This is a genomic window from Paenibacillus sp. FSL R7-0272 (assembly GCF_037969905.1).
Taxonomy (GTDB): domain Bacteria; phylum Bacillota; class Bacilli; order Paenibacillales; family Paenibacillaceae; genus Paenibacillus; species Paenibacillus polysaccharolyticus.
Genome location: NZ_CP150221.1, coordinates 1,341,717 through 1,356,119 on the forward strand (window position 1 = coordinate 1,341,717; position 14,403 = coordinate 1,356,119).

Genomic DNA, 14,403 nt, shown 5'->3' on the forward strand with positions numbered 1-14,403 from the left:
CATAAGGAGGGCACCCGATGTTAGGTGTTCAGTTGGTGCAGGAACAGCGCTTCCGGCTGTCCATCACGCCGGAAATGAAGCAGTCCTTTCATTTGCTGACCTTGTCCGGTCAGGAACTGATTCGTTATTTGCAGGATGTTGCAGCGGATAATCCGCTTCTTGAACTTCAAGAGCAGTCCGTTTATTCTTTTAAGCCATCAAGAAGAAACAATCAGCAGGTGTATCCTTCCTATGACCCTCTGCTTCAAGCCAAAGGAACAGCGCCTACGCTGGAACAAATCCTTGCTTCGCAAATTCGCACGATGAAAATTCCGCATAGGCTGGAGAAAGTGGCGGTCTATTTGGCTGGATGTGTGAATGCTGATGGTTACTTGAAGGTTGAGCTATCTGAAGTACAGGTTGAACTCGGATTGTCCATGAGCGAACTGAACGCAGGAATTGATTTGTTGCAGTCCCTGGACCCTCCGGGTGTAGGGGCGCGAAATCTGCAAGAATGTTTGCTGTTGCAGATTCAGCGTGACCCAGCAGCGATTCCTTATGCCGAGCGTATTGTGCGGGCAGGGCTGGAGGCGTTGGTTCCTTTTCATCCCGGGCGGACAGCAGGCAAGTATGGTATAACTTCGCGGGAAGCACAAGCAGCATACGAGTATATTACTCGTCTTGACCCTAAGCCTTGTCGATCGATAGGCTGTAATGAACGTGCACATTATATCGTCCCCGATGCTACTGTGGATATGGTTCATGGGGAAATGGTGCTCAAGCTGCTTGCAACAGGCAATCCGCGCGTAACCGTAAATGAAGCTTGCAACAACTGGATACAGGAGTCGTCTCCCGGTGAGATCTGGGTGACTCGGGCAGCTGAGGCGAGAGCCGTTATACGCAGTGTGCAACAGCGGCGCAGGACATTGTTACGTGTGATGACGGCCATTATGGAAGAGCAAAAGCGCTTTTTAAGTGAGGGCCCCGCTGCACTGGTGCCGCTTAATCTGGCTGCGATTGCTGAGAAAGTACACATGCATGAATCAACAGTTAGCCGGGCCGTGAACGGAAAATATATATACACTCCGTATGGGGTTTACGAGGTTAAGGCTTTTTTCGATTCCGGTATTACGACCGTGTCTGGAGAGCAGACGTCTGCATCGGCTGTCAAACGGCGGCTGAAGGAAATCATTCGAACCGAGCAATTAAACAAGCCGTACTCAGATAGCCAATTATCTGCTCTCCTTGAAGGCGAGGGCATCATCATTTCTCGAAGAACCGTTGCGAAATACAGGGAGGAGCTTCGAATTCTGTCATCCCTGGAACGAAAACGCTGGGCTTGAAGTGTATACGTCTTATCACGTTAAGTCTGAACGACTCTTTATAAATCGGAAATTTATCGTATCGAATTATACTTCAAATAGCCCCGTTATCCGTTGACTAACGGATAACGGGGCTTCTTTAGAATTTTCAATCTGAACTCATAAGATCAGTGTGTTTACATGCGCTCCATGTTACGCAGGAAATGTTCTCCGGCAATCCCCGGCGTGGTCATCTGTTCTGGATGTAGAATCTCTTCCAATTCTTCTGGAGTCAGCAAACCTCGCTCCAAGATGATCTCCTGCAGGGTCATGCCAGTTTTCAATGCTTCTTTTACAATCGAAGCCGCTACGTTATAACCAAGATGCGGGTTCAGAGCAGTCACGACACTGAAGCTTTGTTTCATAATCAACTCGCAGCGCTCACGATTGGCCTCCATCTCTTCCACAGCATACCGTGTGAAGACGTCAATACCATTATTCATGATTTTCAGTGATTGTAACAGATTGAATGCAATAACCGGTCCCATCACATTCAGCTCGAATTGTCCGGCTTCACAGGCCATGCAAATCGTGTGATCATTTCCCATGACCTGGAAGGATACCTGGTTGATTACCTCTGCCATGACCGGATTGACTTTCCCTGGCATAATGGAAGATCCCGGCTGACGTGGCGGCAGAAGCAGTTCATTAAATCCGGCACGCGGACCTGAGGCCATCATACGGATGTCATTACAGATTTTGGACAGGCTGACAGCGCATACTTTCAGTGCAGCTGAGAGTTCCAAGTACGCGTCTGTATTCTGTGTCGCGTCAACCAAATCATCTGCGGTCTGTAGCGGCAGGCCAGTCACCTCAGACAGATACTCGGTAACCTTGACGATATATTCCGGTTTGGCATTGAGTCCTGTACCTACAGCTGTTGCACCCATGTTGATCATAAGCATACGTTTATTGGCGAATTGAAGACGTTCAATATCCCGTCCAATCACGCGCGCATAAGCACCGAACTCTTGTCCAAGTCGGATAGGCACGGCGTCCTGTAGATGTGTACGTCCTACTTTGACAACATCGTTGAACTCAATCTCTTTTTTGTGAAAGGCTTCCTGTAGTTTTTTCATCGTGCCTAGCAGGGTCTCGGAGAGCTGATAAGCCGCAATGCGTAAGGCTGTTGGCACAACGTCATTGGTAGACTGAGACATGTTCACGTGGTTGTTCGGATTACAGTGGAAGTAGTCTCCCTTGTTTTTCGTTAACAGTTCAAGTCCGCGATTGGCCAAAATTTCGTTGATATTCATATTCATGGAGGTGCCTGCACCACCCTGAATGGAGTCTACAATAAAATGATCGAGATGATGGCCTTTCATCATTTCATCCGCTGCCATGATGATGACTTCCCCAATCTTGTTTGGGAGCATTTTCAGTTCCATGTTCGCCATCGCTGCCGATTTTTTAACAGCAGCCAGTGCCGTAATCAGTTCGCGGTGAACCGGAACACCGGTAATCGGGAAGTTCTCTACAGCCCGCACCGTCTGAATTCCATAATACGCATAAGCTGGAATTTCTTTTTCGCCGATAAAATCTTTCTCCGTCCGTGTGGACATAGTAGACATCTCGTTCGCCTCCAGTGGCATCATAAAAATAGTTCGGCTCCAGCGTTGCTGAAGCGCACTCAGTATATCATTTAAGCAAAATAGATGCCAAGCTAAATGATTCTTTCATTGAAACCGATAATAATTTAAATTGGGGAATTTAAAATTTCATATCATGAATTACAGCTACAAGGGAGGGATACCAAAGCTTGTCTTATTCATTATGAGCTTTATGGTATGAAAGTCATGCATGAACGATATGCAAAAGCTAAATAGAGCGTTTTCAGTGATATATGTCACATGAAATTTGGTACAAGATTGGTAAAATAGGAAAAAAGAACTACGGGGTGCGAACATGAAATGGACTTTAGGGGCGAAGACTGTCGCAGGTCTGGTACTAATTTCAATTATTACTTACGGAACTAGCGGCTTTTTTATTTTCTTTGTAAAAGATTGGATTTCGCTTGATATGCCAAACTGGCTGTACATATCTATTATTTTGCTTATGGGAGTATGTTGGAACGGGATTCTCGGCTGGATTGCTTCCCGCTATCTGACTCGTCCGATTGTTCAGCTGTCTCGTGCAGCGCAGCAGGTATCTTCCGGTGATCTCACCACGGAGATTCCGCAGCGCCGTACACAAGATGAGCTTACCGTATTATATGATGCGTTCAACGTAATGGTTTCTAATCTGAGAAGTATCGTGAACGATATTGCGGATAGTACGCGGACAACCTCTCAGAACGCACAGTCATTGAGTGAAGCCATTACGCAGGCTGCAGAACAGATCGAGATGATGTCTGAGGCCGTGGATCATATTGCGGTTGGCGTAGAGGATCAGAAAGTGACTTCCCAGCATTCCCTGATTACCGCCGATGAGATGTTGAATGATTTTCAGAAAATGCAACATCAGTCTTTAGGTATGACCGAATTGTCCGGTAAGATGGAACGTTCGGTGGATCATACCAAAGAAACCTTCTCATCATTGATGAAAGGCATGGATGAACTGGCCGAGTCTCACAATCGTTCCCGTGATATTATGTTGCTCTTGGAGAAGGAAGCTTCCGATATTGAAGCGATTACGCAATCGGTCAAAAATATTGCTGAAGAAACAGGGTTACTCGCATTAAATGCTTCTATTGAAGCGGCGCGTGCAGGAGAAGAGGGCGCAGGATTTGCCGTTGTAGCGCAGCAGATTCGCAAACTTGCTGATGAGAGTAAAGATTCCGTTCATCGTATTAATGAACTGATCAGTCGTGTACAACAACGAATTCGGGAAACGGTGGAGCTGAGCCATGAACAGCATGGACTTGTTGTGAACGAATCAGAACGAACGGTTTCCGTTGATCAGACGTTGCTTGAATTGACAGGCACGGTTGAAGTGTTTATGCAAGGCGCTCATGATATTGGTTCCAAAATTGCTGAGCAGACAGGGCGCGTAGAGCAAACGCATGGTCATGTGAAGAAGATCCAGGGGAAAGCCGGTTCCTTCTCTGATGAAGCGAAGCGCATCATGGATGCCGCGCATGAGGAGACCGCAATCATGGAGGAGATATCCTCTTCTGCAGAAGAGTTGAGACAGTTAACAGATCGATTACTCGATAAAACTAAAGCATTCCGGATGCAGCCTTGAGCTGCTTCCGGAGTGTTTTTTATTTTCCGGGAAATTAGGGCGTATCTTGAAAGCTAATCAGTTTTCCAGGCATGAACTAGCTTATTATGGTAAAAGACGAACGTTTTTTCGTGTGATTGAAGATTTGTAAAGAATTTTTAAGAAAGATTAACAAAATTGCAACGCGCGGGCGATAAATGAAGATATAATAGGATTATCACAACAGAAGAAGGAGCCCAGTATATTGAAAACTTGGACAGGTATCCTGCTGATGATTATTTTGGCGGTGGCCACACTTTCAGTAACTTCAACTGCCAAAACGACAAATGAGTCGCAACAACAGCTTAATATAGATGAATCATCCAGCCAGGCCACAGCGGTCGAGGCTTCCCATATAGATCGAATGAATGATGCACTGAACAGCAACAAAGATATGATGCCGATTAAAGCAGATGATGTTTCCGTAGCTCCAGAAAATAAGGATGTTCGAGTGTACCCAATGAGTATTGGGGGCTCGGGATATATATATAATGGCCTTGTGGTTGAGGCAAACGGCAAAAAACGTGAATTTAGTGATTGGAGAGCAGAGGGGGGGGCGTACAAACCTGAAGTACATGAACTGGATTTAAACGGTGATGGTAAAAAAGAGATTGTGGTGTTGTATTCAGAGGGACACGGCACCGGAATTTATCTGGGTCAGGCACACATTCTTGATCCGGTTTCACTGGATGTAATGAAGATGCAGACTCTGGATGAGATTGTGAAAGAACATGTGGATTCCAAAGTTACGGTAACCTCCGACCAGATCGAGATTGGGGTGACTTTAAATGGGGTTCCAGCCGAGCCCTCCAATGTGGAGAAGGGAGCAGGAGATGTTCTGTATCATGAAAAGTTACAATTTGGTCGTGTAACTTATTATAGCGTGGAGGATAACAAGCTTGTTGTCTCTACATCGGGTGCATATGGCGAAGGGGTTTATGCGGGCGATTTAACGTTTTCTTATGTGTTTCAGAATGGGGAATGGAAGGCGAACGACTTGAAATATAGTATGGAAGTGTATGAAGAGGAATACTACGAATCATTTGATTGAGCAAAGGGTGATCTTGTGCTGCAGCACGAGGTCTTAGATGTAAATACCTAATAAAATATAGGACATGCCATGGCAAGCGTGACCATTGGATGGGGCTGAAAAAAAAGGAGTGACTACAGCCTCATTTTGTGCTGTCTGGAAATAAAAAAAGTTGCGGAAAAATGCTGAAAACAATTGACATTCACGCTTTAGTCGTTTAAATGTATAAAGGACAACTCATTTAAACGTCTGGGAGGGAATTTGATGAAGAAAAAAGTCGTACTTGGTTTGATGGTGGGCACATTGACACTCGGTATTGGTACAGGTGCACTGGCAGCTACAGGTTTGGAGCAAATCAAAGCATATCTCAACAGCAAAATCACCCTGAAATTAAATGGTGAGACAGTGACAGCCAAGGATGCCAATGGCAAGACGGTACTTCCGATCACATATAACGGAACCACATATCTGCCGGTTCGTGCAGTAGGTACGTTGCTTGGAACAGAGATCAATTATGACGGTGCAACTTCATCCGTCCTTATCGGTGGGACGAATGGTTCTGCGCCGGTAACCAACGGAAAAGTAACGCTGAGTGTACTTGGAACATCCGTACTGGGTTCTACCGCTTGGCACACCAAAGATCCTAAGGATACCACATACAAAGGCAAGGACTACAAGGATGTCTATCTGCATAATGACCCTGCAAAGCAGGGAAAAGATATCCAGATCAATACGGGTAAAAAGTATTCTTCTCTACACTTGGAACTTGCCGCGCTTAAAGGAAATCAGGAGATTCATATCTACGATCAGGATCTCGCGACACTCAAAAAATTCAATATCACTCCGGAAAACGGTATGATGAGTCTAGATGTAGATGTGAAAGGTACAGATGCTGTCTATGTCGAGATTGTATCTGAAGATCCGGGTTCAGCCCTGTTTGTACCGCTCACAACATCGTATCTGACAAAGTAGACAGAGTACGACTACGTTATGCCGGCTAATAAAAAAACGATGATTCACCAGGCATCCTCTGACTCAAGTTTTGAATACAGAGTTGTGTGGGGATCATCGTTTATTTTCATTTCATTGAAAATTCAATGCTGACTTACCCGATAGTCACGAATATTAGCGGATCATGGTATCCAGCGGTTTCAGGTTTGCTTCAATCTGAGCACGGCGTCCTTCCAGGAACGGAGGTAACGCCAGTGATTCTCCAAGTGTGGCGAAGTCCTCGTCCGTATCAAATCCCGGGCCATCTGTCGCAAGCTCAAACAGAATGCCGTTAGCTTCACGGAAGTACAGGGAACGGAAGTAGAAGCGATCTACAAAACCGGAGCTTGGGAATCGGAACTGATGTACTCGGTCAACCCATTGTCTCAATTCTTCCTCATTGTCTACACGGAAGGCCACGTGGTGAACACTGCCGCGTCCTGGCCGTTCTTGCTCCAGATCATTGCGTTCCTCCAAATGAACTTCTGAACCGCTACCACCTTCACCAGATTCGAACACAAGTACATCAGGTTGACCTGGAGTAAACGCGGGGTAGCTGCCTTTTGCTCTAAACCCAAGCAATTCGGTGAGAACAGGTGTAGTGAGTGAAGCATCCCGTACGGTCAGATGAATTGGGCCGAGTCCAATGATGCCATACTCCGCTGGTACAGGGCTTCGATCCCAAGGTTTACCCCCGGCGACACCCGAGTTATGTTCATCAGAAACGAGAATCAGCCGCATACCTTCAAAGTCTGTAAATGCCAGTGTTGCACGGCCTCCACGCTCTACAATCTCGCCGTGAGTTACTTCATATTCATCGAAGCGCTGTGCCCAATACGCAAGAGCTGCATCACTTGGCACACGAAGTGAGGTGGCAGAGATGCTGTTTACACCTTCACGTGTGCGTCCAGCCATTGGAATTTCGAAGAAGGTGAGCTCTGTGCCGGGATTTCCTTTCTCATCTCCATAGAACAGGTGATAGACCGAAACGTCATCCTGATTGACCGTTTTTTTGATCAGACGAAGGCCCATGATGTCCGTATAGAAACGGTAGTTTTGATCGGCATGCGCGGTGAGCGCGGATACGTGGTGAAGTCCTTTGATTAACATAATATGTTCCTCCTAGATAGAGATAAAGTTGAAGTTTTATGAACGTTCCTTAAATGTACTAGATCGCGAATGTTTTAAATAACAAGTCAGGGTAAGGAGTTAAGTTCGACTAGTATCAATTCAATATTTAAAGTTACTAACTTTTTGTATGTTTATTTCTCGGTTTTATCTTAACATAAAGATATTTAAAATACAATACTTATTTGAATGAAGCTGGACAGGTATAGTGATCAGTGGCAAAATGAAAAAAGTTACCAATCGCGTTATAAGAAGTTACCTCTGTTAACCGGAAAAGGAGAGAAGAAAAGGCATGGCCTATCCACCTTGGCTTGACCCGTATGATGCAGAGCCTTTTGCGGCATTCTCGACTTCACATATTGCATCGATGATCATTATTTTTGTACTTGTTATTCTGTTATTTCTTTTTAGGCATCGTCTTCGTTTCATGTCTGAACGTTCAAGCAGAACCGTACGCATCGGTTTGGCAGGATTCATGGTAAGTTGTGAGATTGTACTGCAAATCTGGTATGTGTATGGAGGAATTTGGAGTCTGCAGACATCGCTACCGCTGGAGCTGTGCAGTCTGTCGTTATTATTATCAGCGTTGTTATTACTGACACGCCAAAAATGGTTATTTTCTGCCTTGCTTTTTTCAGGTATTGCAGGTGCTCTGATGGCTATAATTACGCCGAATCTTGGTTATGCTTTTGCTCATTTCCGCTTCATTCAATTCTTTGTTGCACATGCGATGATCATTCTTGCTCTTCTCTATATGACTTGGGTGGAACAACTTCGTCCTGGATGGAGATCTGTTGCAGGCTCCATGATATTTGTAAACATTGCTGCGCTCATGGTATACGGTTTGGATGTGTTGCTCGATGCGAATTATATGTTCCTGAGACATAAACCGGGCACACCGTCTGTGTTAGATATGCTTGGGCCTTATCCGGTCTACATTCTCGGAGAAGAGATCCTGGCTCTGGTGTTATTCTCCTTGTTGTACCTTATGCTCTTTGCGATTCCTGAGTGGCTGAAACGTATCAGTGGCAAAAAGGAAAAGCAGCCGCAGACGTATTCCAAAAACTAACTTTCCTGAATCCGAGTTTTAATTAAGATAACCCGCAAACATTCTGATCATCCAGAAAATTTGCGGGTTTGTTATATTTCTGTCATCGGAGTGGGCGTGTAAATAAATAGCTCATCCACGCAGAAGTGATTCGGCACCATCCACGTAGATACGTGTGCCTGTTACATGTGAGGCTTCATCTGAAGCGAGGAACAGTACCAGATTGGCGACTTGCTCCGATGTTCCTGGTTCGCCTTTGAGCGGGTGCTCATGTCCCTCAGGAAACTCCACTGGAATCTGAACATCTTTCAGATCATCCGATGGATACGTATTGTCATCAATGTTGGTATCGATCGCTCCTGGGCAAACGGCGTTGACACGAATCTTGTAACGAGCTAGCTCCAGTGCCGCCATTTTGGTGAAAGCCGTTTGACCTGCTTTGCTGGAAGCGTATGCAGAAAATCCGATGCCGGAGAATACGCGGTTGCCGTTAATGGAACTCGTAATGATAATACTGCCGCCGCGCTCTTTCAGATGAGGGATGGCATACTTCACTGTTGCAAACGTGCCACGCATGTTAATCTCCATCGTCTGATCCCAATCTTCGATTTTCATCGTTTCAATTGGAGCCATGGCGCCATTAATTCCTGCATTAGCAAAAACGATATCCAGCTTGCCTGCTTCGGTTGCCGCCTGGTTGATGGCTTTCTCTACATGTTCCGGCTTGGAGATATCACATTCAATCACATAAGCTTCGCCACCGGCTTTTTCGATGATCTGTTTCGTTTCCTCTGCGTTCTCGGGTGTACGATCTAACATGTATACTTTGGCCCCTTGCTCGGCGAATCGAATGGCAGAGGCCTGACCAATACCGGAGCCGCCTCCAGTAACAATTGCTACTTTACCTTCCAAACGTTGTTCAGCCATTCATTGATCCCTCCATGTATGAATTGTCCTTGAACACTCTACTTCTAAATACCCGACATGGGGGAGGTGAATCATATGTGCTCATATTAAAAACAGGGCCCCATCTGGGCCCTGCTTTGTTCAGAAATTATAGTATGAAAATAATCTCATGAAGTAAGATTAGCTTCATACGTTTCATTCGTATAACTTGTATCATAGGATGTATGGACAGCTTGGTGTGACCACTTCATCTCTTGGTTACTTATGTTTCTTCCAGTCCATGGAGCTATTGTTCAGCAGATACTCAAAGTCATTGTCCCGGCGCTTCTGTTCCGCCTTACGAGCTTCCTCTGCCTGTAAACGCTCCTGCTCTTTGCGCTGTGCTTCAGCAGCTTTGGCTTCGTCAGCTTGCGCTTTCAGTTTCTCGAGCACATCACTGCTCAGTAAATCTTTCAGCGTGGTCGGTTGGTCCTGATTTTGATTCTGAGCCTTGGGTGCTGGAGTACGTCTTTTGGATTTAGCCACTTGGAAAATCTCCTTTCAAAAACATGAATCATCATCCATATCATTATTGTAGTCATAGTATATCAGGTTCGTGTTGCGCATTCCATGAAGTTGCAGAGCTCATGCAGGAAAAAGGGCATGTCACGGCGAATGAAGACAGGTATAAAACCATATAATGGTACCGATACTACGACTATTCCCTGAAGAAAGGAGTCGTTGTTCATGGAGGCAAACCGTAGTTTGTTGAAAGGGCTTGCATGGGGGATGGCTTTTAGTTTCCCACTGTGGATTGCGGTTATCGGGTGGCTGAATTTATTGGGATGGATACATTGAGGTATTATCCGAGACCGAAAAAGAGTTTTTGATCCATTTACTTATGTAAACGTTATCATTAAATAAGCTCTGCTCTGCGCCAAATGCACAGAACAGAGCTTTTGTTTGTTCTTAGAAGAGGGTTACTTTTTCTCCTCTGTAATCTTAACAGGTTCTGGATATTCCAGTCCGTGTGTATCAACGGTTACTTTCTTCATGACTTGGTCCGTAACCGGCTTGTCACCTTCGCCAATTTGCTGTGCTGCAATTCCATCAACTACATCCATTCCTTCGGTCACTTTACCAAAAGTCGCATAAGAGTTATCCAAATAATCAGCGTCAGCCAGCATAATGAAGAACTGAGATCCGGCAGAATCCAAATTATCTGATTTGCGTGCCATGGAGAGTATCCCACGGGTATGCTTCAGATGGTTTTTATGACCGTTAGAGGTGAATTCACCTTTGATCGCATAACCTGGTCCGCCTGAACCATTGCCGTTCGGATCACCGCCTTGAATCATAAAGCCCGGAATAACCCGATGGAAGATCAGGCCATCATAAAAGCCTTTGTTCGCCAGGGAGATGAAATTGTACACCGTATTGGGGGCAATCTCAGGATACAACTCAATGACGATCTTCTGTCCGTCCTGCATCTCAATCGTGGCTACAGGATTAGCACCCGCTGGTGGTGCTGGAACCGGAGTTTGTGTAGCATTGCTTGCCGGGCGTACGCATCCGCTCATAACGATCAACAGCATCGCAAACACAAGCGAGACTGCGGTTGTTTTTTTCCACCGTAAAGACATGAATATGTTCCTCCTTGGTTCGTTGTTATAACGAGTTTCATCCAATATAGTTTGGTGAATTCTTCAACTATCATACCGTTTCTTGGCTCAGAATGGCAATGCAAGCCATGTTAATTCGGTGAACTGGGGATGGTCATCATGAGAGCATGGGTGTAAAATAAGGAAAATGCTTCCGCATCAGGGGGACGTACGGGTCTGATCCGTCCGCTCCAAACACGGCAGTCCCGGCGTCAGTTACGGAAAGGACGGGCGGGTATATGAACTTCTCGTGGAAGCGTAATCTGATCATTTTATGGATCGGTGTCTTTTTTTGCAGTACGGCGTATTCCATTTCGATTCCGTTTCTTCCCTTATTTCTAAGCAGTGATCTGGGTGTGCGCAATCATCTGGAATTCTGGTCAGGACTTTCTTTTGGCATTACTTTTCTTGCAAGCGCTCTTGTATCACCCTTCTGGGGATCATTAGCCGATAAATATGGGCGCAAGCCGATGTTAATTCGTTCAGGGTACAGCTTGGCTGTCCTGTATCTGATTAATTTTTTTGTACAAGATCCGTATTCACTGATTGTGGTTCGACTGTTCCAAGGATTGCTTGCCGGATTTGTTCCTGCGGCGATTGCTCTTGTGGGCACGAACACACCTGAAGAGAAGACTGGATATGCTTTGGGCATTATGTCCACTGCTGGAGCTACAGGGGGGATTATCGGTCCACTGATCGGCGGGTTTGTCAGCCACTATTATGGCAACCGCAGTGCGTTTCTATTTTCGGCGATAGTCGTGCTGGTGTCCGCAATCATTGCAACCTTCTGGGTCAAGGAAGAGAATTTTAATCGTAACAAGGCACGTTCGCATGTTATGGATGATATCCGTGAAGCGAGAGCGAATCGTGTGTTTGTCACCGTACTTGGTATGATGGGCATCTGTACTTTTTCTGTCATGATTCTGGAGCCGCTATTAACGGTATATGTCATGGAGATGGGAGTTCAGCCTGATCGGGCTTCCTTAAGCTCAGGGATTATTTTCTCGGCGGTAGGTGTTGCGACGGTCATTATGGCTCCGCGCTGGGGCAAGCTTGGATCAAGGATCGGTTTTGGAAAAGTGCTGGTAATCGGACTCATTGGCGGCGCGGTGGGCAATCTGTTGCAGTTTTTTACAACAGGTTACGTTGCATTTGGCATTTTGAGATTTGTCTACGGACTCTTTTTTGCAGCCGTGTTTCCTGCGATCAATGCGATGATTGTACAGGTGACTGAACCGGCATTTCGGGGACGTGCATTTAGTCTGAACCAGTCCGCAGCCCAGATCGGAACGATGGCAGGGCCGATTATCGGCGGTGTCCTTGGCGGCTGGCTGCCGATTCGCTGGATATTTATCATTAATGGCCTTGCGCTTCTGGCTACTGCTATTGTGGTCAAGTGGTCCAGGTTGGAGCATAAGCTCCCCGGAGTGGCTAAGCCAGTGGAGAAGTGACCCTTGCAATGGCAATGGTGAACTGGAGAGAACTGCGTTTAGCTATAGATTTTGGATTCAGGTTTTTGAAAGAAACGTTATAAGTATGGGAAGAAGATGACGCTGGAAATGCAATTGTCATCTTCTTTTCTGTGTAAGCTAGAGCAAGCTTTGAAGAGAAAATAAAAGAAACCCCTTGTTGAGGGGGCTTCCAGCATCACTTTATTACATTCAGCGCGACGTTTACGCATACCGATCTGCAAATCAGTTCATGAGGTTTACTCGGAGGTCTGTTCGTCGGGAATGGCATGTTTGACCGCATCGCGCTGATCTTCATCTTCAAGTGCATCAGGAAAAGAATCTTCTGTAAAGAGGCCAAAATCAGGATCGATATCCCGCTCGGTAACAAGGTTCTTATTTTCTTTAACCTGTTCTTCCTCATTCTTTTTGGTCATGTCAGCACCTCCTATTGTCAGAATACGCAAAACAAGACATCCACTAACGCGGAGGCAGAATATTCTGCTGTGGTTTAGCGTCAGCTCCAGCCCCGTTTAACAGATCTGTACCATGCAGGGCATCGGGGTCGGGTGCGGCAGGATCAACCGGGCTGCCCGGTTGCACCAGATCTGCATCGGGTACGGCTTCCAGTGGAGTTTCCGCCAAACGGGATTCCAAACCTTCTTCGTCTACAGCAGATGTAGCAACGGGTGGAAGCTCCGATTCTTCCATTTCAATTTCAATGCGGCGTCCAGAAACTTCATCAAAGGTATCCATGTCGCCTTCGGGTACTTCGGTTTCAGGCGGAATATCACGGGACCTCTGGTAACGGTCATAATAGCGTTCACTTTCCACGTTGCTAATGGGTTTATCAGACATCATCAGCACTTCCTTTCATAATTTGTTTATAGTACAACGAATTCAAACAAAGTAATGCCATCATTTCAGCATTTTATCGTCATTCCAAGCATGATATTGTCCCCGTAAACAGACCAGATTATGTCAGGAATTCGTTAAAATTTCGGGAATACATATTTCACAAGGAAGTAGAGAAATCCGAAAAAGATAATGATATATGCGGCATATTTAATAAATGTAGAGGCGACCATACTTGAATCCGATTTGTGTTGTACATCCTTATGTTCAACTTCTACCGTGCGATGAGGCTCATTCATCATAATCATCTCCTTGTTTAAGTGAGTTTTGCTTTGAAAAACCATTACACATGATCCACTGGATTGAATCGTGCCAGCCGATTTTCCAGCATTTCTTGTTTTTCCTATGTTATGATGAAGCATGACTACTCAAGGAGGGGTGCAACGTGGACTGGTACACATTAGGCAATATGATCACACGTATTCGGATCGGACAGAAAGCGTCCACACCCGGATTTTCTCGTACAGTCATTCGTCGTCCGGATGGATTGTTCTGGGTTGGCGGTATATGGTCTGGACAGGTTGTTCAGTTACGTGATTTTTTATTCTCTGATATATGGACCATTTACGATGATGAAGAAACGGAGCAGTGGTTGGAGTTTCGTACGAAAGTGGAACAGAAGGAACGTGAAATGATCGAAAACCAGTTTGAGGACTTGCGAAATTAACGGCTTTTATAACAATAAAATGGAAAAAAGACTATAAATCTACTTATATGTGAATTTTAAATTTGTGTAAGAAGGTGACATGATAAACGG

15 protein-coding genes are annotated in these 14,403 nt (G+C 45.5%); 7 read left to right on the forward strand and 8 right to left on the reverse strand.

Going from position 1 to position 14,403, the window contains the following annotated elements; translation table 11 throughout:
- The first annotated feature begins 17 nt into the window (after positions 1–17).
- A complete protein-coding gene (rpoN, locus tag MKY23_RS05720; protein ID WP_339836194.1) occupies positions 18–1,322 on the forward strand; it encodes an RNA polymerase factor sigma-54 in 1,305 nt (434 codons plus the stop codon).
- A 155-nt stretch (positions 1,323–1,477) separates the two neighbouring features.
- On the opposite strand, the gene MKY23_RS05725 is transcribed toward rpoN, so the two are convergent.
- Complete coding sequence (locus tag MKY23_RS05725; RefSeq protein ID WP_339836197.1) at positions 1,478–2,911, reverse strand: aspartate ammonia-lyase; 1,434 nt, start codon at positions 2,909–2,911, stop codon at positions 1,478–1,480.
- A 334-nt stretch (positions 2,912–3,245) separates the two neighbouring features.
- On the opposite strand from MKY23_RS05725, the gene MKY23_RS05730 reads away from it, so the two are divergent.
- The 3 genes from MKY23_RS05730 (at position 3,246) to MKY23_RS05740 (ending at position 6,543) form a co-directional block, all read left to right on the forward strand.
- Complete coding sequence (locus tag MKY23_RS05730) at positions 3,246–4,523, forward strand: methyl-accepting chemotaxis protein (RefSeq protein ID WP_090917850.1); 1,278 nt, start codon at positions 3,246–3,248, stop codon at positions 4,521–4,523.
- Positions 4,524–4,746: 223 nt separating this feature from the next.
- Positions 4,747–5,592, forward strand: coding sequence for a hypothetical protein (locus MKY23_RS05735; RefSeq protein WP_339836200.1), 846 nt, complete (start codon positions 4,747–4,749; stop codon positions 5,590–5,592).
- 243 nt (positions 5,593–5,835) lie between these two features.
- Positions 5,836–6,543 carry a stalk domain-containing protein gene (locus tag MKY23_RS05740; protein ID WP_154984527.1) on the forward strand — a complete coding sequence of 236 codons (708 nt, stop codon included), beginning with the start codon at positions 5,836–5,838 and terminating at the stop codon, positions 6,541–6,543.
- 153 nt (positions 6,544–6,696) lie between these two features.
- On the opposite strand, the gene MKY23_RS05745 is transcribed toward MKY23_RS05740, so the two are convergent.
- Positions 6,697–7,671 (reverse strand): ring-cleaving dioxygenase, encoded by a 975-nt coding sequence (locus tag MKY23_RS05745; RefSeq protein ID WP_339836203.1) that lies wholly within the window; start codon positions 7,669–7,671, stop codon positions 6,697–6,699.
- 310 nt (positions 7,672–7,981) lie between these two features.
- Between MKY23_RS05745 and MKY23_RS05750 the strand changes: the two genes are divergently transcribed.
- Entirely contained in the window at positions 7,982–8,758 is a 777-nt protein-coding gene (locus MKY23_RS05750; protein ID WP_154890756.1) for a TIGR02206 family membrane protein, read from the forward strand.
- Positions 8,759–8,869: 111 nt separating this feature from the next.
- Here the strand turns inward: MKY23_RS05750 and MKY23_RS05755 are convergent, their stop codons facing one another.
- The 3 genes from MKY23_RS05755 to MKY23_RS05765 all read right to left on the reverse strand — a co-directional run bounded on the left by MKY23_RS05755 (position 8,870) and on the right by MKY23_RS05765 (position 11,202).
- A complete protein-coding gene (locus tag MKY23_RS05755) occupies positions 8,870–9,664 on the reverse strand; it encodes an SDR family NAD(P)-dependent oxidoreductase (protein ID WP_154890757.1) in 795 nt (264 codons plus the stop codon).
- A gap of 237 nt (positions 9,665–9,901) precedes the next feature.
- Positions 9,902–10,168 (reverse strand): YqkE family protein, encoded by a 267-nt coding sequence (locus MKY23_RS05760; protein WP_090917861.1) that lies wholly within the window; start codon positions 10,166–10,168, stop codon positions 9,902–9,904.
- A 434-nt stretch (positions 10,169–10,602) separates the two neighbouring features.
- Entirely contained in the window at positions 10,603–11,202 is a 600-nt protein-coding gene (locus MKY23_RS05765; RefSeq protein ID WP_261769378.1) for a peptidylprolyl isomerase, read from the reverse strand.
- A 320-nt stretch (positions 11,203–11,522) separates the two neighbouring features.
- Here MKY23_RS05765 and MKY23_RS05770 point away from each other — a divergent pair, with 320 nt between their 5' ends.
- Positions 11,523–12,734, forward strand: a complete 1,212-nt coding sequence (locus MKY23_RS05770) for an MFS transporter (protein WP_090917867.1) — start codon at positions 11,523–11,525, stop codon at positions 12,732–12,734.
- A 257-nt stretch (positions 12,735–12,991) separates the two neighbouring features.
- Here MKY23_RS05770 and MKY23_RS05775 read toward each other — a convergent pair whose 3' ends face one another.
- The 3 genes from MKY23_RS05775 to MKY23_RS05785 form a co-directional block, all read right to left on the reverse strand.
- Entirely contained in the window at positions 12,992–13,168 is a 177-nt protein-coding gene (locus MKY23_RS05775; RefSeq protein WP_186812331.1) for a hypothetical protein, read from the reverse strand.
- Between the two features lie 43 nt (positions 13,169–13,211).
- Positions 13,212–13,592: a hypothetical protein gene (locus MKY23_RS05780; RefSeq protein WP_154984524.1), complete on the reverse strand. Its 381-nt coding sequence runs from the start codon at positions 13,590–13,592 to the stop codon at positions 13,212–13,214.
- A gap of 131 nt (positions 13,593–13,723) precedes the next feature.
- Entirely contained in the window at positions 13,724–13,888 is a 165-nt protein-coding gene (locus tag MKY23_RS05785; RefSeq protein ID WP_167433721.1) for a hypothetical protein, read from the reverse strand.
- 143 nt (positions 13,889–14,031) lie between these two features.
- Between MKY23_RS05785 and MKY23_RS05790 the strand changes: the two genes are divergently transcribed.
- Complete coding sequence (locus MKY23_RS05790) at positions 14,032–14,313, forward strand: hypothetical protein (protein ID WP_090917871.1); 282 nt, start codon at positions 14,032–14,034, stop codon at positions 14,311–14,313.
- The last annotated feature ends 90 nt before the right edge of the window (positions 14,314–14,403 follow it).

What these genes read in the sequence shown, in the direction of transcription:
- MKY23_RS05785 (WP_167433721.1), bottom strand. Translation starts at nt 13,888, where the DNA reads ATGATGAATGAGCCTCATCGCACGGTAGAAGTTGAACATAAGGATGTA.
- rpoN (WP_339836194.1), top strand. Translation starts at nt 18, where the DNA reads ATGTTAGGTGTTCAGTTGGTGCAGGAACAGCGCTTCCGGCTGTCCATC.
- MKY23_RS05750 (WP_154890756.1), top strand. Translation starts at nt 7,982, where the DNA reads ATGGCCTATCCACCTTGGCTTGACCCGTATGATGCAGAGCCTTTTGCG.
- MKY23_RS05755 (WP_154890757.1), bottom strand. Translation starts at nt 9,664, where the DNA reads ATGGCTGAACAACGTTTGGAAGGTAAAGTAGCAATTGTTACTGGAGGC.
- MKY23_RS05740 (WP_154984527.1), top strand. Translation starts at nt 5,836, where the DNA reads ATGAAGAAAAAAGTCGTACTTGGTTTGATGGTGGGCACATTGACACTC.
- MKY23_RS05765 (WP_261769378.1), bottom strand. Translation starts at nt 11,202, where the DNA reads ATGAGCGGATGCGTACGCCCGGCAAGCAATGCTACACAAACTCCGGTT.
- MKY23_RS05745 (WP_339836203.1), bottom strand. Translation starts at nt 7,671, where the DNA reads ATGTTAATCAAAGGACTTCACCACGTATCCGCGCTCACCGCGCATGCC.
- MKY23_RS05725 (WP_339836197.1), bottom strand. Translation starts at nt 2,911, where the DNA reads ATGTCTACTATGTCCACACGGACGGAGAAAGATTTTATCGGCGAAAAA.
- MKY23_RS05770 (WP_090917867.1), top strand. Translation starts at nt 11,523, where the DNA reads ATGAACTTCTCGTGGAAGCGTAATCTGATCATTTTATGGATCGGTGTC.
- MKY23_RS05780 (WP_154984524.1), bottom strand. Translation starts at nt 13,592, where the DNA reads ATGATGTCTGATAAACCCATTAGCAACGTGGAAAGTGAACGCTATTAT.
- MKY23_RS05775 (WP_186812331.1), bottom strand. Translation starts at nt 13,168, where the DNA reads ATGACCAAAAAGAATGAGGAAGAACAGGTTAAAGAAAATAAGAACCTT.
- MKY23_RS05730 (WP_090917850.1), top strand. Translation starts at nt 3,246, where the DNA reads ATGAAATGGACTTTAGGGGCGAAGACTGTCGCAGGTCTGGTACTAATT.